The following is an 18,087-nucleotide window of genomic DNA, read 5'->3' on the forward strand; positions in this document are numbered from 1 at the left end:
TGCATATGCTGTGGCGGCTTTGCATCTGCCATCATGGGAGGCGCTGCCGAGTCGAATATGCCCTGACGCACATCACGTCTTAGACTTCCAAAGGTTTGGTCACCTTTTCCGCGACAAACGGTTTGTTTCGCACCAAAAACCAGAGCATAGCGCAGATGGCTCCAACGACGACAAGCAGGACCCCGTAGCTTTGAATGAGGTTATCCGAGCGGGATGACACGATTTGAATGCCAAGTGCCCCCATAATGGTTCCGCTGAACTGGATGAGTGCTGCGGCTGATCCTGTATCAAATGTTTGTTGTTCAAGCAGCAGGTTCGCACCCGGAACGCGTAACACAATTACCGCAACCGTGTTGAGTGCCGCTACGGCAGCAAACAACCACGGCGAAACAGATCCGACCAAAAGCATTGCGATACCCGCCAAGACGATAACACCAAAACACCCTTGAATGATGGTTTCGACCTTTATTCTGCGGGACAATCGTAAATATAAAATTGGTCCGATCGTGGCACAGGCTGCGTTGAACGCGAAGATGAAACTGAAGGCTTGTTCGGACATACCGAACCCGTCGACATAGACATAAGCCGCGATCCCGAGAAAAGACATCAAGCACATGGGAGCCGCTGAGAAAATAAGCAACAGATACGCAAATCTGGGGTTCAGGACAACAACTCCTAATCTGAGCCAAGATTTGTAGAGCGGGCCTGTCGATCTTTCTTCAAGTGTTTCTTGGTAGAATATAACAAGCACGAACACAAAGGACGCAAAGACGGCCAAGGCTACGAACATCATGTGCCATGAGGCGATTTTAAGCAGGAAAGCCCCTAAAACAGGAGCCACCATTGGGGCGATGATGCCCAACGACATTATCACGGCCATAACCTGCTCTCTCTCGCGCCGATCGAACAGGTCTTTTACGATTGTGGTGCCAACGACTGCAACGCCGCCGCCGGCAAACCCCTGCAGGATACGAAACCCGATAAGATACTCAATTTGAAAGGCCAATGCGCACAACAGGCTGGCCGCGATGTAGAGCGAGAGGGTCATAAATAAGATCGGCTTGCGGCCTGTCCGTTCACTCAACGGCCCCCAAAACAGGATGCCGATAGAGAAGGCTATCATGTAGGCTGCAAGTGTCAGGTTAACCATGCCTTGGCTGGTCGCAAACGTCTTGGTCATTTGAGGCAACGCTGGCAGATAGAGATCAATCGTCAGCGGCGGGAACGCCCCTAGTGCGATCAAAAGAAACGCCGTTCCCCTTTTACCCAATGAAGGCTGTGCGATTTTCATTTCAGTTAGGCCGATCTTTATTACTAACGTTCCCTGCGCTTTTTACATGTGGGATGCTGTTTTGTGGAGGGAATGCGTCCTATGTGCGTTCAGTCGAGAATAGAATAGTAGGAAAGTGACTCCGATCGATAAGACTAAGGGCTCGCTCCCAATAATGCCATAGGATCACTAATATGCATTACATCTATCTCATGATCGCCATCGTCGGCGAAGTGGTTGGCACTTCTTTCATGAAGCAGTCTGATGGCTTTTCGAAGCTGGGCCCCTCGCTCGTGACAGCAGCAGGATATTTGGTCGCCTTCTATTTTTTGTCGCTGACGCTTCGCACCATCCCCACCGGCATCGCTTATGCGATTTGGTCCGGTGTTGGTGTCGTTCTGATCACGGCAGGCGCTTGGGTGTTCCAAGGACAGAGACTGGATTCTGCCGCTCTGATCGGAATGGCCTTCATCGTGGCAGGCGTTATCATCATGAATGTATTCTCTACCTCAATTTCGCACTGAAACGGTTTGTTGGTGGCAACGTCCAGACTGCAAGAAAATCAAAATAGCCTCACGTAGATCGGAAGATTTTGATTTTTACTCTCATCTTAACTGGGGCACACCGTCGAAACCTGAAAGACGGCTCTGGAGGCGGCCACCCAAAACATATGTGCGCGATATGACGGATGCGATCATATAGCGCTCCGTTAACCGTTGCCATTTGAGAATGCTGCCCAAGGACTTGCCTTTGATCTCGACCGCGCGCATTTATTTCCATGCATGGCATAATTTCGGTTTTCGGGCAGGGATGGCTTCCGTTGGCTCACGTCTATGTCGTGGTGGACAATATGCGTTTCATCGCCAAGGGTTGGTTTTTGTTGCGAAGGTGTATTTTGCTGCGCAACGATCAAATCCGGATCATATTCCTTTACACAGAAATCTATGGTCGTCGCATATTGGTTATCGAAAAGCATGTGGCGGGGGAGAATACTGGCAATTTTCATCGGAACCGTGCTCCATCTTTCCTTGCAAATCCAAAAGAGCCTAGAGAAGGTCCGTGTCATGCCGATGCTATCCACCCTATTTGCAAGGGCAGTACACCGCATGGGTTCGGATCCAAAGTAGGTTAAGCAAAGGATAGAGAAAAAACATGCAGCCAGTATGGATAGAGTGTAGCAAAAATGTGCGGAAAACATGGCGCAGAAAAGGCACTGAAATCTCTTCGAGCTAGATTATAAAGAAGAGGAATGGGCTCCTGACCTTCTCAAAGTCATTCGCAGTCGGAAATCCATCAATTGGTCCCTGTGCACAGAACCAGTCTTTCCTTGCTGCTGATGTCGGCCTATTCTGTTTTGAGATTTATGAGCCAATTGAGCGGGAAGGCGGAACTGGGATGCGACAGGGGTTTGACGAGTGGGTAATGGACTGTGCCGGTGCAGTGGCACGCCGTAGCCGCGATCCTTCCACCAAGGTAGGATGTGTGATTGTCCGACCTGACAAAAGCTTTGCTGCGGTTGGTTATAACGGGTTTCCGCGCGGCATGGACGATAAATCTGATTGGTGGGAGATTCGCGAAGAAAAATATGACCGTGTGATTCACGCCGAAATGAACGCACTGGCGGCAATGAAAGAGCCAGCCAAGGGCTGTATTGTTTATGTCACGCATCCACCTTGCAAAGAATGTACAAAATTTCTCGCGGCTCATCAGGTTGCCAAGGTTGTCTGGCGCCATCACGATGGGATTCAGGGACGGTTTGATACCACTCGATCAGAGCAGATTTTGAAAGACTGCGGGATAGAGTTTTCGGTGATTGGTTGAGCCTGTGGCTTGGATAATCCTTCGAGGGACATCAAAATCCCTTTGATAATCGTTTTTCCAGTGGCAATTTTCGGTCACTTTCCAGCCTTGCAGGGTCCTCCCATAAAATTGCCACAGATACCTGTATTTTCAAAGCAAATTCAAAGGGTCTTTTGACCCAGTGATCTGCCCGTTGGTCATCGCCATGTCTTTTGCATGTTTTGGAGTGGCCTTGCTCGGGTGGAGATACGCAAAGAGGAATAGAAGACTATGGTTCGCATCCATCGCCGCATTCACCGCCTGAGGGCTATTCGGCAGCTTGTTGGACAGACCGGATTGGCTGTTGTTGTGTTGTTTGGCCTGAACCAGCAGGTACTGGCCCAAGCTGTTGCCCCTAAGGTTTCCGAGCAAACAGAGGCGCATCCCGAGCCGATGGATGAGGACTGGCAGACTATCAGTAACCGCGCGTTGTTGGATCAACTGACCTATATGGCAACGGAAATTGAGAACCAGCGGGAACGCAATGCTGCATTGGAGAGCAAGGTTGATATGCTCACGCAGCGGTTGGACGGGATACAGGCGTTGTTGGTCGGCAATGGCACCATTTTGATGCCGCCGTTGCCCATTGAGCAAACCACTTTGCCAAAAAATGATAGTGCCGCCCAACACAAGTCTGTGTTGCCTCCTTTGGATTTGACCCATGGAACGCCAGACAATCAGGCTTCCATTGAGGACGCACCGTCTGGCGTTTCCCCTGCGCCAGAAGCGCAAGAGGAAACTGGATATATGAAAAAAATCCTCGACGCAGGTGGTTCGGTGGTAAAACGCGTTACTGACTGGTGAGGTGACAGAGTCGTTCTTGCGATATGACGTATTGCCAATGCCGCTTAGGACGAATTAAAATTTGCTGTGCCCGGCCAGCGCCATCAAGCGATAAGTCAGGTTTGCTGCGGTGAAGTCCCATGCCCATTGGTTCGACATGGGGGCTAGTTCTACCACGTCTATCCCAACACAGCGGCGGCCTTTGAGGGCGTGCTCTATCAGGGATAGGCTTTGGTAATAACCAAGGCCGCCGGGCACCGGCGTGCCTGTGGCGGGCATGATGGAGGGATCAAGGCCATCGACGTCGAAGGTAATATAGACATCCTGCGGGAAGTCGTTTGGCAGATCAATCTTGGTGATATTGCCGGTCACCAATTCTTCGGCATCGACAAAATGGATGTGCGGCGCAGCAAGGCGGCTGTCGTGTTCTTGCGAACACAGGGCGCGGATACCCAACTGCATCAGGGGTAATTTTTCTTCCACGGCGCATAAATGCATAACCGAGGCATGAGAGTGCTTCTGGCCTTGATAGGCAACACGCAAATCGGCGTGGGCGTCGATCTGAATGATGCCGACCGGTTTTTGCAAGGCGTCCACAACGCCCATGATGGCGCCATAAGACAGGCTGTGTTCACCACCAAGGGTAAGCGGAATGCGGCCAGCTTTGATGCTGCTGGCGGTCCTGCGGCGCAGAGCGATCATGACCTCTTCGATTGTTAAATCGCAATCGATCGGAGCGGATGTGATGATGCCATGGCTGAGAGGGAAGCCTTTGCCGTCAAAGCGTTCCAATTCTTGGCTGGCTTCAAGCAATGCCGAAGGCCCTGCACCTGTTCCTGCACCATAGGAAACGGTTTTTTCCAGCGGGCAGGGGATGACTTCAAACAGGGCGGTGTCGGGGTTGCTCTCGGCTTCTGTGAGCTCGGAGGCAAGGAAGGCTGGATAGGAGTAATCGGGCATTTTTCTGTCCTTTGACACCATATTTTACGACAGGCGGTCGCGAAATTCTTCGTAAGGAAAGCGGCGGATGACTTCGAGCGCGTCTGTCTCAGAATCCCAAATGGCGATAGATGGCAGGCGTACACCGTTGAACGTGTTGGTTTTGACCATGGAATAATGAGCCTGATCAAGGAAGGCGATGCGCTGCCCGATCTGGGGTTTTGGCTCAAATCGGTAATCGCCAATCACATCGCCAGCCAAACAGGAGGGGCCGCCAAGGCGCAGCACATGCCCCTTATCCGGTTCTCCAAGGAGCGCAGGACGGTAGGGCGCTTCGATGACGTCGGGCATGTGGCATGTGGCCGAAATGTCCATGATGGCCAGATCAATGTCGCCGTTTCTGCTCACGTCCAAAACTTCACCGATCAGAATGCCCGCGTCCAGCGCCACGGCTTCGCCCGGCTCTAGATAGATTTCAACATCATATTTGGCTTTGATGCCTTTGAGAAAATCGACCAGTTCGTCACGCTGATAGTCAGCACGGGTGATGTGGTGGCCACCGCCGAAATTGAGCCATTTGAGTTTGGTCAACCACGGAGCCAGTGTTTCCTCCACCGCTTCGAATGTGCGCTTCAGCGGCGCAAAATCTTGTTCACACAGCGTGTGCATATGGATGCCGGAGAAGGGAGCTAAATCATCTGCGTTCAATTGGCTGATCGGGGTGCCAAGGCGTGAGCCTGCTGCACAGGGATCATATTTAGGGATCGACCCTTCGGAATGTTCGGGGTTGATCCGTAGGCCAAAGTCCGGTGCATAGCCCCAGTTTTGGGCGGCGATGATCTGGGGAGAGAAGCGCGTCAATTGAGCCGGGCTGTTAAAGATCAAATGATCAGACAGCTCCAGAATTTCTGGCATTTCGTCCGCTTTGAACCCTGCGGAATAGGTGGCGACCTCTCCAGAGAATTTCTCCCGTGCCAGCTTGGCCTCCCACAGGCCAGAGGCGCAGGTGCCATCCAGATAGTCACCCACCAATTTGCCCAGTGACCAGCATGAAAAAGCCTTGAGTGCCAGCAGTACTTTGACGTCGGCCTGTTTGCCCACATCGGACAGAATAGTCAGATTGCGCCGAATAGCGGCAGCATCGACCACAAAACAGGGGCTGGGGACGCGGGAGAGGTCAAAGTCCTTGAACGCACCGGCATCACCTGCCTGAGTATCCATTATGGCGGTGTCCATGATGGTTGTACCTGTTAGTTGAATGCTCCGAGTGAGCTTTTCGATAAGGAAGAACCCGGCAAAACCGGGCTCTGGTGTTCTCTATTTAGAAGTCGAGCGGTTTGTCCAGCTCGGTCACCTGCCAAGGAAGGCCATGTTCGTTGAGCATGTCCATAAAGGGATCCGGGTCCATTTGTTCCATATTGAACACGCCCTTGCCCGACCATTTGCCCGTGAGCATGAGGGCTGCACCGATCATGGCTGGCACGCCCGTGGTATAGGAGATTGCCTGACTGCCAACTTCTGCAAAACAGTCTTCATGGTCGCAAATGTTATAGACATAGACGGTTTTGGCCTCACCGTCTTTTTCACCGGTCATAATGTTGCCGATGCAGGTTTTGCCCTTGGTGGTTTTGCCCAGATCGCTTGGGTCTGGCAGCACGGCCTTGAGAAATTGCAACGGAATGATTTCCTTGCCCTCATAGATTACAGGATCAATGCGGGTCATGCCGATGTTTTGCAATACCTGAAGGTGCGTGATGTAGGCGTCGCCAAAGGTCATCCAGAAGCGTGCGCGTTTGATTTCAGGCAGATGTTTGGAAAGGCTTTCTAGCTCTTCGTGATACATCTGATACATATTTTTTTCGCCAACAACGGGGAAGTCAAATGCCTGTTTGTTGGATAGGGCCGGTGTTGTGACCCAGTCGCCATTTTCCCAGTGGCGTACATCGGCAGTGACTTCGCGGATGTTGATTTCCGGGTTGAAGTTGGTGGCAAAATGCTGGCCGTGGTCGCCGCCGTTGCAATCGAGAATATCCAGCGTGTCGATGCGATCGAGCAGATGCTTCTTGGCGTGGGCTGTGTAGACGTTGGTCACCCCGGGGTCAAAACCAGAGCCAAGCAGAGCCATCAGTCCTGCTTCTTCAAAGCGTTGCTGATAGGCCCACTGCCAGTGATATTCAAACTTGGCTTCATCGCGCGGCTCATAATTGGCTGTGTCGAGATAGTTGATGCCGGTCTTCAGGCAGGCATCCATCAGGGTCAGATCCTGATAGGGCAGGGCGACATTGACCAACAGTGTAACGCCGAGCTTTTCGATCAGCGCTGCAGTGGCGTCTGTGTCGTCTGCGTCCACTTGTGCGGTGTGAATGGTCACGCCCGTGCGTGCTTTTACAGAAGCTGCGATTTCGTCACATTTGAATTGGCGGCGGGATGCGAGGGTGATCTCACCGAAAACTTCAGACAGTTGAGCCATTTTGTGGACGACCACGGAGCCGACGCCGCCTGCGCCAATAACCAGAATCTTGTTCATTATTAACTTCCTTTTCTTTAAAAGGGCGGTTTGCGCCGGTATCAATGTTCGAAATAAGTATATCCGTTGAGGCTTTCCTTGAAGGCGGTCATCATGGTCTTGCGCTCCTTCAGGGTCAGAGATTTTTTCGAGACAGCTTCTTCTACCATGGCTTTGAAAGAGTTGGACATGGCAAGCGGGTCATACTCGACATAGCGCAGCACTTCGGCAATGGTATCGCCTTCTACTTCATGGATGAGATTGAAGTCGCCGTCGGGCTGGATTTCAATGGTTGCCACGTTGGTGTCGCCGAACAGATTATGCAGATCGCCCAGAGTTTCTTGGTAGGCTCCAACAAAGAAAACGGCCAGTGAATAATGCTCGCCCTCTGACAAGACATGGATGGGCAGAGAAGAGGATATGCCGTCAGCCAGCACAAATTGATCCACTTTGCCGTCGCTGTCGCAAGTGATGTCGGACAGGATCGCGCGGCGTGTTGGTTCTTCATTGAGGCGCTGGATCGGGATGATGGGATGCAACTGGTCAATGGCCCATACATCAGGCAAAGACTGGAACAGCGAGAAATTGGCGTGATAGATGTCAGCGGTTGCTTCCAGTGCTGTTTCCACGTCCTCTGAAATCCATTCATCGCTTTGCGCAACTTTGCGCATTTTGGAGATCAGGTGCAGATAAAGCTTTTCCGCTTTGGCCAAATCCCGCAGGCCAGATTCGCCTCTGCCAAAGTTGCGGCGCACTTCATCTCTATAGAAGGTGACGTCGTTGAGGCACTCTTGCAATCGGGCAGGTGTCAAATAGCTTGCCACATCGCGCATATCACGCAAGGGGCGGGCGTCGTCGTCTTTGATTTCAACGTCTGCGTCATCGTTATAATGGGTGACGTCGAGAATGTTGAACAATAGCATAGAGCTGTAGGCAACGGTGGCGCGGCCGCTTTCTGTCACGATAATGGGATGGGCTTGCCCCGCATCATCCATGGTGTTTTTCACCGCCTCTACGATGTTGTTGCAATATTCGCCTGTGGTGTAGTTGATCGAGTTTTCTGTCGATTTATGTTCACCGGTATAGTCAATGCCAAGGCCTCCGCCCAGATCAATATACTGCAGCGGAGCGCCTTCTTTACGCAGTTCCACAAAATAGCGACAGGCCTCTGCGGTCGAGCGACGCACATCTAGAATGTCAGGTACTTGGCTGCCAAGATGGAAGTGCTGCAACTGTAGGCAGTCTAGAAAGCCTTCTGCTTTTAAGCGGTCAACCACATGCAAAACATCCGGCGACGACAGGCCAAAGGCAGAGCGGTCCCCTGAGGAGGATGCCCAGTTTCCGGTGATGCGATTGTTGAGCTTGATGCGAATGCCAAGGGCAGGGCGGATTTTGAGCTTCTTGGATTCTTTCAGCACCAGTTCCAATTCTGAAACGCTTTCCAGAACGATAATGGTGTTGAAGCCCAGTTTGCGCGACAACAAAGCCAGATTGATAAACTCACTGTCTTTGATGCCATTGCAAATAAGCAGGCTCTCGACGGACAGGCGCTGGCTGAGGGCAATGATCAATTCCGGTTTGGAGCCGACTTCCAGACCATAGTGATAGGGGCTGCCATATTCGACAATCTTCTCAATCACATGGGCTTGCTGGTTGACTTTGACCGGAAATACGCCGCGATATTCGGCTTTATAGTCAAGGTCTTTAATGGCCGCTTGAAAATTTCCATTGATGTGGTCAATCCGGCTTTTCAAACTATTGGCGACACGCAGCAAGATGGGCGACGCAATACCGCGTTCTTCCAAAGAATGCAGGATTTCGGTCAAGTCGGTTGTGGCCGGACCTTGTTCATGATGCGTGATCAAACCGATGTTGCCATTGTCCAGGACTTCAAACTGCCCTTTCCCCCAGCGCTCAATACCATAGATTGCCCCTGGGGCGTCTGGTTCCATGATGTTCAATCGCTTATCCTTTTTAGCATGCGGCCGTTTGTTTGCTCATCCAAGATCAGTGTCGTGGCCTTTGTCTTTTTGTGCATATGGCTGAAAGCGCGTGTCATGTGCAAGAGAAAATTCAGTTGAGACCGATTCTCTGCCTTAGGTCTTAACGATACGCGACAATTTTGCCAACAATGAGGGTATGTATGATCTATCCAGACTACACATTCTTGACTAAGTTATTGCAACAATCACGATTGAATGCACAAAACATGGCGGAGCAGAAATGGGACATCTAAAACAATTTCCAACAAAAGACGGTTTTTTTGGTGAGTTTGGCGGGGCGTTTTTGCCACCGCAACTGGAACCGCACATGAAGGAAATCGCGGACGCTTATGAGCGGTTGGCAGTCGATGGCTCCTATATTGCTGAATTGCGTTATATTCGCGAGCATTTTCAAGGTCGGCCTACGCCAGTGCAACATGCCAAGAACCTGTCAGAGAAAATGGGTGGTGCGCAGATTTATCTCAAACGTGAAGATCTGAATCATACCGGTGCCCATAAGCTCAATCACTGTATGGGCGAAGGCCTTTTGGCCAAATATATGGGCAAAAAGAAGCTAATTGCCGAAACTGGCGCGGGACAACATGGTGTGGCGTTGGCCACAGCTGCTGCCTATTTTGGACTGGAATGCGAAATTCATATGGGTGAGGTGGATATTGCCAAGGAATATCCCAATGTGGTGCGCATGAAACTGCTGGGTGCCAAACTGGTGCCTGTCGGATTTGGTGGCAAAACCCTGAAAGAAGCCGTCGATAGCGCATTTGCCTCCTATTTGGAGCAGGCAGACACGGCGTTGTTTGGCATTGGTTCGGTTGTTGGGCCACATCCTTTCCCTCGAATGGTGCGTGATTTCCAGTCGGTGGTTGGTTTTGAGGCGCGTGATCAGTTTCAGGCAATGACCGGAAATGATCCCGATCATGTTATGGCGTGCGTCGGTGGCGGTTCCAATGCTATGGGGTTATTCTCTGGTTTCATCGATAATGAAGATGTGAAGCTTTATGGTGTTGAACCGCATGGCACAGGCACCGAGCTTGGCAAACATGCCGCGACCATGACCTATGGAAAACCGGGCATGATTCATGGCTTTAAATGCATGCTGCTGACCGACGAGAATGGTGAGCCTGCTCCCGTTCATTCTATTGCATCCGGGTTGGATTATCCAGGTATTGGACCAGAGCATTCCTATTTGCACAGCATTGGCAAAGTGACCTACGGCTCAGCCAGTGATGACGAAACGCTGAAAGCCTTTTATGCGTTGAGCAAATATGAAGGCGTCATTCCTGCCCTTGAGAGCTCTCATGCTGTCGCTTACGCCATGAAGATGGCGCCACAGCATCCCGGTGAGAGCATTTTGGTCAATCTATCTGGTCGCGGTGATAAGGACATTGATTATGTCACTGAAAAATTCGGCTTCGGTGACGATTTTGAACTTTAAGATTCATTGAGGACCAAACATTGAAACAGCGGCTCCGATCTGCCGCTGTTTTTTTGACTGTATCTTTCCGTTTTGTGCGCAAAATGGTGCGATTTTGAAAGAAATGGTATTGTCACCTGTTCGCAAGATGGTTTAAACAGGTCTGGACCAATGCGGCCACTCAATGATCTCCCCGAGAGGCCGTGGAATGACACCATCGGTTTCTACCCGATGCGCCCTTTCCCTGAAGGAAAAAAAGAATGCCTGTATATCGTTCCAAGACTTCGACTCATGGCCGTAATATGGCTGGTGCCCGTGCTCTGTGGCGCGCAACCGGTGTGGGAAATAAAGATTTCGGCAAACCAATCATTGCCGTCGTCAATTCCTTCACCCAATTTGTGCCTGGCCATGTGCATCTGAAGGATCTGGGGCAGATGGTGGCGCGTGAAATCGAAGCCGCCGGCGGCATCGCCAAGGAGTTTAACACCATTGCGGTCGATGACGGCATCGCAATGGGCCACGATGGCATGCTCTATTCGCTGCCTTCCCGCGAGATCATCGCGGATTCGGTTGAATATATGGCCAATGCCCACTGTGCGGATGCGTTGGTGTGCATTTCCAACTGTGACAAGATTACGCCGGGTATGATGATGGCTGCTATGCGCCTCAATATTCCGGCGATTTTTGTGTCGGGTGGTCCAATGGAAGCTGGGCGTGCCGAAGGCATCGAACATGGACTTGATCTGGTCGATGCAATTGTTATGGGCACCGATCCTCAGGTCACTGATGAAATGGTGCAGAAGGTCGAAGAAGCCGCTTGTCCAACCTGTGGTTCTTGTTCGGGCATGTTTACTGCCAACTCGATGAACTGTCTTGCCGAGGCTTTGGGTCTTGGTTTGCCAGGCAACGGAACCGTTTTGGCGACGCACGCAGATCGCAAGGCATTGTTCCTTGAAGCTGCGCGTACGGCGGTTGCGCTTTGCAAAAAATACTATATCGACGAAGACGAGAGTGTCCTGCCGCGCAACATTGCCAACTTCAAGGCGTTTGAAAATGCCATGACGTTGGATATTGCCATGGGTGGCTCGACCAACACTGTATTGCATATTCTGGCCATTGCGCGCGAAGGCAAGATTGATTTCACCATGGCTGACATCGACCGTTTGTCTCGCGGCGTGCCTTCGCTTTGTAAATTGGCCCCGATGACCCAGAAATTCCATATGGAAAACTGTCATCAAGCCGGCGGCATCTTTGGTATTCTGGGTGAATTGGATCGCGCCGGTCTCATTCATCTGGATTGTAGTACTGTGCATGAAGCCACTATGGGCGATGCGATCAACAAATATGACATCATGCGCTCGCCTTCTGAAGAGGTTGAAACCCTGTATAAAGCAGCCCCGGGCGGCGTCCGCACAACCGAGGCTTTTTCTCAAGCCAAGCGCTTCAAAGAGCTGGATCGCAACCGTGTTGATGGCTGTATCCGTGATAAGGCCCATGCCTACAGTCAAGATGGCGGTCTGGCTGTTTTGTCAGGTAATATCGCGATTGATGGCTGTATCGTTAAAACGGCCGGTGTGGACGAGAGCATTTTGAAATTTTCTGGTCCTGCACGGATTTTTGAAAGCCAAGATGCGTCTGTCAAGGCCATCACAACGGGCAAAATAAACTCTGGCGACGTTGTGATCATTCGCTATGAAGGCCCTCGCGGTGGGCCGGGTATGCAGGAAATGCTCTATCCGACCTCATATCTGAAAGCGATGGGTTTGGGCAAGGAATGCGCGCTAATCACTGATGGCCGTTTCTCTGGCGGTACCTCGGGGCTTTCTATCGGCCATGTCTCGCCGGAAGCAGCGTCTGGTGGTGCTATTGGTCTTGTCAATGAAGGTGATATCGTCAACATCGACATTCCCAACCGGACCATTGATATCGCGGTCTCGGATAGCGAGCTGGCCGCTCGTCGTGAGGCTATGGTCGCCAAAGGCGATGCTGCTTGGAAACCGGTCGAGAAACGCGAGCGCATTGTATCTGTTTCGCTTGAAGCCTACGGCCTGATGGCAACATCAGCCGACAAAGGCGCCGTGCGCGACCTCTCAGGACTGAAACGCATCGACGACTGATCCTTTTCGGACAATATTCTATCTATCGGAAACCCGGTCTCATTCGAGATCGGGTTTTTGCGATCTATTTATTCAAGTAATAGTTGTATTGCGCTGCAATTTTGATTGTTTCTATCGTTTTTCAGGTTTAAGTCTTGATGTATGCAACTTTGCTTTTTTGTTGTGAATGTGATGTGAAATCAATGGTTAAGGATTGGGGCCTGATATGAATCTTCGAAATATTTTTCCTTTGAAAATGGTGAGAGCCGTTTCGGTTTTTGTTTTGCTTTTTGCCGTTTCCGCGTGTCAAACCACCGGCATTGACGCCACTAACCTGAAAACGCAGTTTGCTTCCGATGGCTGGTCAATGCACAAGAAGGGGAAAGTTCAGGTTTATGAATGTCGATCATGCAAAACGCCCCAATTTGTATTGATAGATCCGATCAAGGTTAGAGGGGATGTTGAAGAGGCTATTCGGGCTAATGTTCTCTCTAAAGAACTTATGAATGCCGTTGCTAATGTCATAAAAGTTGCCAGCAAGGGAGCATATCAAGCTTCGCCGGTTAAAAAAATTGCAACACCTACCTACTCTGGGTTTGAGATCGTGGGACGATTTAAAACTGGAAAAGGGATGTTCTATGTTGCGAGCCGAAGCATCATACAACAAAACCGCGGATCCAACGTCGTTTCGATTGCTTCCAACCGAGGGGTGGCTGTTCGGAATTTGAAACGCTTCTTTGCGACCAGCAAAATTACCAGAGGCAAATAGTCCTGCTTCTGCCTACGCACGGTAGCCGAATTCAATGCGCAGATTTGATAATAACCCGGTCTCTTTGGAGATCGGGTTTTTGTTTATCCAACCGGGGTCAGGCGCAGTTTGGCTTGGGCGAGGCTGGAACCGGTGAAGACCAAATGGGTGCAATCGTTGGCATAGAGCAGCTTGCCGCCAGCGCGAATGGTGCCCGATATTGAATAGGTGCGGCCACGTAGAATTTGGTGGCGATCATAGGGGATGCTGAAGGCTATCGGGATCTGCTGTGCCGGTACAATGGTGGTATTGGCCAGCATGATGGCGGGGCCATCGCTGATAGAAATGTCCAGCAAACGCACTTCCAGCGAGGCATCGTTCGGCAGTATCGTAGGGGTCAGGCTATAAGCCTCACCGCGCAGGGTGCTGTTGAGTAGATCGTCGAACAGTTTGTCGTCAGTTGAAGCATCATAGGGCGATGCAAACGGGCCAAATGACAAGGGATTGGCACTGCGATAAGCAAAGGACATGAAACTCTCCAAAAAGGTCAGGCAGTTGATTGCCAGACCAGTCTGGCGGTCAATTGCGGCAGCAATGCACCTGCAATTGAGGTCATTTCTTGACGCTTTTGGGGTCTTTTTAGGGGCTCTAGCTTGTTTCTGCGCGCACCAATTCCCGCGTTTTCATAAAGGTAATGTCTGGATTACGCTCTTTGGTATAGTCCAGATCCCATTGGCTTTTGGCCAAAAATACCGGGCTGCCTTCGCGATCATGGACCACTGTGGCTGCGTTGGCCGAGATGAAGCTTTTCAGCTTGGCTTCATCGTCACATCTCACCCAGACAGCTAGATTGTAGCTCAAGGGTTCAAAGTCGATCTCAACGCCATATTCGGCCTTGGCACGGGACTTCAGAACGTCGAGCTGCAGGTCACCGACAAGGCCGATGATCCAGTTTGAGCCGATGTTGGGTTTGAAGACTTGTGTCAGGCCTTCCTCGGCCAAATCTTCCAGTGCACGGCGCAATTGCTTGACCTTGGATGTATCGAACAGGCGGACACGACGTAGAATTTCCGGAGCAAAGGCTGGCAGGCCGGTGAACTGGATATTTTCGCCCTCGGTGAAGGTGTCCCCCACACGAATGGTGCCGTGGTTGGGAATGCCGATGACATCACCAGGGCCGGCTTCTTGGGCGATCTCGCGATCCTGCGCAAAAAACATGATTGGGCTATGCACCATCACGTCTTTGCTGGTGCGCACTTGACGTAATTTCATACCACGTTTGAAATGACCAGAGCACACGCGCATAAAGGCTACGCGGTCGCGGTGGTTTGAGTTCATGTTAGCCTGAACCTTGAAGACAAAGCCGGATACTTTTTTCTCGTCAGGGGTCACAACGCGGGCTGTGGTGGGCGAGGGGCGCGGCATAGGCGCGATTTCTGCGATCAAGTCAAGCAGGGCCGTTGGGCCGAAATCTTTCAACGCCGAGCCAAAAATAACCGGAGACAAATGGCCTTCGCGATAGCTCTCAAGATCAAAATCGGAATAGCCAATTTGCGCCAACTCGATCATTTCACGGGATTCTTCGAGCAATTGAGGATCAACGATGGCGTCGAGTTTACTGTCGTTGATATCACTTGTCTCTACCACGGTGTCAAAGGCTTCGCCTCTGGTTTTGGCGGTATAGTAGTCCCCGTTGGTGACGTTGTAACAGCCGTGAAAGTTTGAGCCTGAACCGATGGGCAGAACCATCGGAGAGACGTCCAGAGCCAAGGCTTCCTGAATTTCATCCAACAGCTCGAACGGATCTTTGGCCTCTCGGTCGCATTTGTTGATCAGGGTGATGATCGGGATATCACGCAGGCGGCAGACTTCGAACAATTTGCGCGTTTGGGTCTCGATGCCTTTGGAGGCGTCGATCACCATGATGGCGCTGTCAACGGCGGTCAGGGTGCGGTAGGTGTCTTCGGAAAAGTCTTCATGGCCCGGTGTATCAAGCAGATTGAAGATAAGGCCATGATGCTCAAAGGTCATCACCGAGGAGGTAACCGAAATGCCGCGTTCCTGTTCGATTTTCATCCAGTCTGACTTGGCACGACGCTTCTCGCCACGGGCTTTCACTTGTCCGGCCATGCGAATGGCACCACCGAAATAGAGCAATTTTTCGGTCAGGGTGGTTTTACCCGCATCGGGGTGGGAGATGATGGCAAAGGTGCGGCGGATTTCGTGGTTCGATGACAGGGCGTGCATGGATGTCTTTCTTTGGGTAGACCATGTGGCTTTGGCTATCCCTTAAGCGCTGTGTTCAGCGGTGGGCGCGATCAACGGCAAAAGGCTGGATTTGGCCGGACAATAGGGGAGATGGCACCGGATTTCCAGCGGAAAAGGCGAAGCGGTTAGCTCTCGCCCAGTTCTTCTTGCAGGATTTCCAACTCCAGCCATCTTTCTTCGGCCTTTTCTAGCAATTCTTCCTGAGCTTCCATGGCCTTGGCGGCTTTGTTGAAGGTCTCCGGGTCTTTGGCAAACAGTTCCGGGTCTTCCAAACGGGCGCGCAGACGGGCAATTTTGGCTTGGATCTCTTCCATCTTGCCCGGCAAGGTTTCAAGCATATGCTTGTCCTTGAAGGTCAGGGTTGTGCGCTGTTTCGGATCGGCTGTTGGAGTGGAGGCATCTTGTTTGGCGGTTTTTTCGCGTTTGCTCGCCTTGCGGGCCTTCACTCCGGTGCCGCGCTGGGCCACCATGTCGCTGTATCCGCCTGCATATTCGGTCCAGCGGCCATCGCCTTCAGCAAACAACGTTGTCGTACAAAGACGGTCGAGAAAATCACGATCATGGCTGACGAGGACAACCGTGCCAGAATAATCGTCGATGACTTCTTGCAAAAGATCAAGGGTTTCAAGATCAAGGTCGTTTGTCGGCTCGTCGAGTACAAGAAAGTTGGATGGCTTGGCCAGTGCACGGGCCAGCATCAACCGGCCTCGCTCTCCGCCTGATAGAACCGAGATTGGACTGCGTGCCTGTTCGGGGCGGAACAGAAAATCTTTCATATAGCCAACCACATGACGCGAACTATCGCCCACTTGCACCATGTCGCCGCCGTGGGTGGTCAAGGCTTCTTGCAAAGTCCATTCCGGCTGTAGGCTTTCGCGCTTTTGATCAAGTGTCATCATTTGCAGATTGGTGCCCAGCTTGACTGTGCCTGTGTCCGGTTTCAAGCCTTCGGTCAACAGATTGATCAAGGTCGATTTGCCTGCCCCGTTGGGGCCGATGATTCCGATGCGATCACCGCGCATAATTTCAATCGAAAAGTCTTTTACGATGTCCCGTCCATCGAAGGCAATGGACAAATTGCGGGCTTTGATCACGGTCTTGCCCGAAGATTCGCCCTCGGATGCACTCATTCTGACATCACCCACCGGGCGATTGCTGGCCATTTCACGTTTTTTGCCGCGCAGATCCTGTAATTCCCCCATGCGGCGCATGTTGCGTTTGCGTCGTCCACTAACGCCGTACCGCACCCAATCCTCTTCAGCGAGAATCTTCATTTTTAACTTTTGCTCTTCGGCTTGCTCAAGTTCAAAAATTTCGTCGCGCCACGCTTCAAAATGGTCAAACCCTTTACTAGACCTGCGGGCTATGCCGCGATCAATCCAAACGACGTTGCGGGTCAGATTTTCAAGGAACCGTCTATCATGGCTTATGATGACTTTGGCTGATCGAATCTGTTTCAATTCGCCTTCAAGCCATTCAATAGCGGGCAAATCAAGGTGGTTGGTTGGTTCGTCTAACAGCAAAATGTCGGGTTGTGGTGCCATCACCCGAGCCAGTGCGGCGCGTCTCGCTTCCCCGCCAGAAATGTCCGCAGGCTTTTCTGCGCCTGTCATGCCCAGCTGTTCGAGCAGATATTGGGCTCGATAATGCTCATCGCCTGGTGCCAGACCGTCTTCAACATAGTCCAGAACTGTGTCATAGGCGGAAAGATCCGGTTCTTGAGGCAAATAACGAAGGGTGGTGCCGGGCTGGAAAAAGCGTTCGCCACCGTCTGGTTCCACCAAAGCAGCTGCAATTTTCAACAAAGTGGACTTGCCTGACCCATTGCGACCGACAAGTGCGATGGAATCTGCTTCATGGACGGCGAGTTCGGCACCGGCCAGCAGTGCCTGACCTCCGATCGTGAGATGGATATCCTGAAGATGGAGGAGTGGTGGAGCCATGGTGCGAGCCGTTTCAACGTCCAGAGCGGTTTCGCTGAAAGAATTGCGAAAGGGGGCGCTGGTTTTTGTTTTAAGCCGTTTCATGCGCCAATGATGGATCAATTGGCCAGGAAATAGGCTCTGTGAAATTAGAGTAGTAACGAATGAAGACAAAATTTGTCGCGCATCAGGCTTTAAACAAACCGTGTGGCGTTGACAAGGCCCATGCTGGGTTTGCCAAAAAGGAAACCGCCTACAGCAGCAACGCCAGTGCGGGCTAGTGAGCGCACAGGGGGCGTGTC

14 protein-coding genes are annotated in these 18,087 nt (G+C 51.6%); 6 read left to right on the forward strand and 8 right to left on the reverse strand.

Features of this window, described 5'->3' with window-relative positions:
• Nucleotides 1–79 precede the first annotated feature (79 nt).
• Entirely contained in the window at nt 80–1,291 is a 1,212-nt protein-coding gene (locus C0081_RS18165) for a Bcr/CflA family efflux MFS transporter (RefSeq protein WP_101535281.1), read from the reverse strand.
• Nucleotides 1,292–1,464: 173 nt separating this feature from the next.
• Between C0081_RS18165 and C0081_RS18170 the strand changes: the two genes are divergently transcribed.
• The 3 genes from C0081_RS18170 (at nt 1,465) to C0081_RS18185 (ending at nt 3,913) form a co-directional block, all read left to right on the forward strand.
• Entirely contained in the window at nt 1,465–1,794 is a 330-nt protein-coding gene (locus C0081_RS18170) for a DMT family transporter (RefSeq protein WP_101535282.1), read from the forward strand.
• 871 nt (nt 1,795–2,665) lie between these two features.
• A complete protein-coding gene (locus C0081_RS18180; RefSeq protein WP_101535284.1) occupies nt 2,666–3,091 on the forward strand; it encodes a deaminase in 426 nt (141 codons plus the stop codon).
• A gap of 249 nt (nt 3,092–3,340) precedes the next feature.
• Complete coding sequence (locus C0081_RS18185; RefSeq protein ID WP_101535285.1) at nt 3,341–3,913, forward strand: hypothetical protein; 573 nt, start codon at nt 3,341–3,343, stop codon at nt 3,911–3,913.
• 54 nt (nt 3,914–3,967) lie between these two features.
• On the opposite strand, the gene C0081_RS18190 is transcribed toward C0081_RS18185, so the two are convergent.
• From C0081_RS18190 to speA, 4 genes are all read right to left on the reverse strand, one after another.
• The gene (locus C0081_RS18190) at nt 3,968–4,852 is read right to left on the reverse strand and encodes an agmatinase family protein (protein ID WP_101535286.1); all 885 of its coding nucleotides are present in this window, start codon (nt 4,850–4,852) and stop codon (nt 3,968–3,970) included.
• A 24-nt stretch (nt 4,853–4,876) separates the two neighbouring features.
• Complete coding sequence (nspC, locus tag C0081_RS18195) at nt 4,877–6,052, reverse strand: carboxynorspermidine decarboxylase (RefSeq protein ID WP_101535287.1); 1,176 nt, start codon at nt 6,050–6,052, stop codon at nt 4,877–4,879.
• Between the two features lie 100 nt (nt 6,053–6,152).
• Complete coding sequence (locus C0081_RS18200) at nt 6,153–7,358, reverse strand: saccharopine dehydrogenase family protein (RefSeq protein WP_101535288.1); 1,206 nt, start codon at nt 7,356–7,358, stop codon at nt 6,153–6,155.
• Nucleotides 7,359–7,399: 41 nt separating this feature from the next.
• Nucleotides 7,400–9,289, reverse strand: coding sequence for a biosynthetic arginine decarboxylase (gene speA, locus C0081_RS18205; RefSeq protein ID WP_101535289.1), 1,890 nt, complete (start codon nt 9,287–9,289; stop codon nt 7,400–7,402).
• A 271-nt stretch (nt 9,290–9,560) separates the two neighbouring features.
• Here speA and trpB point away from each other — a divergent pair, with 271 nt between their 5' ends.
• From trpB to C0081_RS18220, 3 genes are all read left to right on the forward strand, one after another.
• On the forward strand, nt 9,561–10,772 hold the full coding sequence (gene trpB / locus C0081_RS18210) for a tryptophan synthase subunit beta (protein WP_101535290.1): 1,212 nt from the start codon (nt 9,561–9,563) through the stop codon (nt 10,770–10,772).
• A gap of 239 nt (nt 10,773–11,011) precedes the next feature.
• Nucleotides 11,012–12,868: a dihydroxy-acid dehydratase gene (gene ilvD, locus C0081_RS18215; protein WP_101535291.1), complete on the forward strand. Its 1,857-nt coding sequence runs from the start codon at nt 11,012–11,014 to the stop codon at nt 12,866–12,868.
• Between the two features lie 205 nt (nt 12,869–13,073).
• Nucleotides 13,074–13,616, forward strand: coding sequence for a hypothetical protein (locus tag C0081_RS18220; protein WP_101535292.1), 543 nt, complete (start codon nt 13,074–13,076; stop codon nt 13,614–13,616).
• Nucleotides 13,617–13,699: 83 nt separating this feature from the next.
• Here the strand turns inward: C0081_RS18220 and C0081_RS18225 are convergent, their stop codons facing one another.
• The 3 genes from C0081_RS18225 to C0081_RS18235 all read right to left on the reverse strand — a co-directional run bounded on the left by C0081_RS18225 (nt 13,700) and on the right by C0081_RS18235 (nt 17,806).
• Entirely contained in the window at nt 13,700–14,125 is a 426-nt protein-coding gene (locus C0081_RS18225) for a YbaY family lipoprotein (RefSeq protein WP_101535293.1), read from the reverse strand.
• Between the two features lie 118 nt (nt 14,126–14,243).
• Complete coding sequence (locus tag C0081_RS18230) at nt 14,244–15,842, reverse strand: peptide chain release factor 3 (protein WP_101535294.1); 1,599 nt, start codon at nt 15,840–15,842, stop codon at nt 14,244–14,246.
• A gap of 146 nt (nt 15,843–15,988) precedes the next feature.
• On the reverse strand, nt 15,989–17,806 hold the full coding sequence (locus C0081_RS18235; protein WP_101535436.1) for an ABC-F family ATP-binding cassette domain-containing protein: 1,818 nt from the start codon (nt 17,804–17,806) through the stop codon (nt 15,989–15,991).
• Nucleotides 17,807–18,087 lie beyond the last annotated feature (281 nt).

Source organism: Cohaesibacter celericrescens, assembly GCF_002866925.1.
GTDB lineage: Bacteria > Pseudomonadota > Alphaproteobacteria > Rhizobiales > Cohaesibacteraceae > Cohaesibacter > Cohaesibacter celericrescens.

What these genes read in the sequence shown, in the direction of transcription:
- C0081_RS18190 (WP_101535286.1), bottom strand. Translation starts at nt 4,852, where the DNA reads ATGCCCGATTACTCCTATCCAGCCTTCCTTGCCTCCGAGCTCACAGAA.
- C0081_RS18225 (WP_101535293.1), bottom strand. Translation starts at nt 14,125, where the DNA reads ATGTCCTTTGCTTATCGCAGTGCCAATCCCTTGTCATTTGGCCCGTTT.
- ilvD (WP_101535291.1), top strand. Translation starts at nt 11,012, where the DNA reads ATGCCTGTATATCGTTCCAAGACTTCGACTCATGGCCGTAATATGGCT.
- C0081_RS18230 (WP_101535294.1), bottom strand. Translation starts at nt 15,842, where the DNA reads ATGCACGCCCTGTCATCGAACCACGAAATCCGCCGCACCTTTGCCATC.
- trpB (WP_101535290.1), top strand. Translation starts at nt 9,561, where the DNA reads ATGGGACATCTAAAACAATTTCCAACAAAAGACGGTTTTTTTGGTGAG.
- C0081_RS18185 (WP_101535285.1), top strand. Translation starts at nt 3,341, where the DNA reads ATGGTTCGCATCCATCGCCGCATTCACCGCCTGAGGGCTATTCGGCAG.
- C0081_RS18170 (WP_101535282.1), top strand. Translation starts at nt 1,465, where the DNA reads ATGCATTACATCTATCTCATGATCGCCATCGTCGGCGAAGTGGTTGGC.
- speA (WP_101535289.1), bottom strand. Translation starts at nt 9,289, where the DNA reads ATGGAACCAGACGCCCCAGGGGCAATCTATGGTATTGAGCGCTGGGGG.
- C0081_RS18165 (WP_101535281.1), bottom strand. Translation starts at nt 1,291, where the DNA reads ATGAAAATCGCACAGCCTTCATTGGGTAAAAGGGGAACGGCGTTTCTT.
- nspC (WP_101535287.1), bottom strand. Translation starts at nt 6,052, where the DNA reads ATGGATACTCAGGCAGGTGATGCCGGTGCGTTCAAGGACTTTGACCTC.
- C0081_RS18200 (WP_101535288.1), bottom strand. Translation starts at nt 7,358, where the DNA reads ATGAACAAGATTCTGGTTATTGGCGCAGGCGGCGTCGGCTCCGTGGTC.
- C0081_RS18180 (WP_101535284.1), top strand. Translation starts at nt 2,666, where the DNA reads ATGCGACAGGGGTTTGACGAGTGGGTAATGGACTGTGCCGGTGCAGTG.
- C0081_RS18235 (WP_101535436.1), bottom strand. Translation starts at nt 17,806, where the DNA reads ATGGCTCCACCACTCCTCCATCTTCAGGATATCCATCTCACGATCGGA.
- C0081_RS18220 (WP_101535292.1), top strand. Translation starts at nt 13,074, where the DNA reads ATGAATCTTCGAAATATTTTTCCTTTGAAAATGGTGAGAGCCGTTTCG.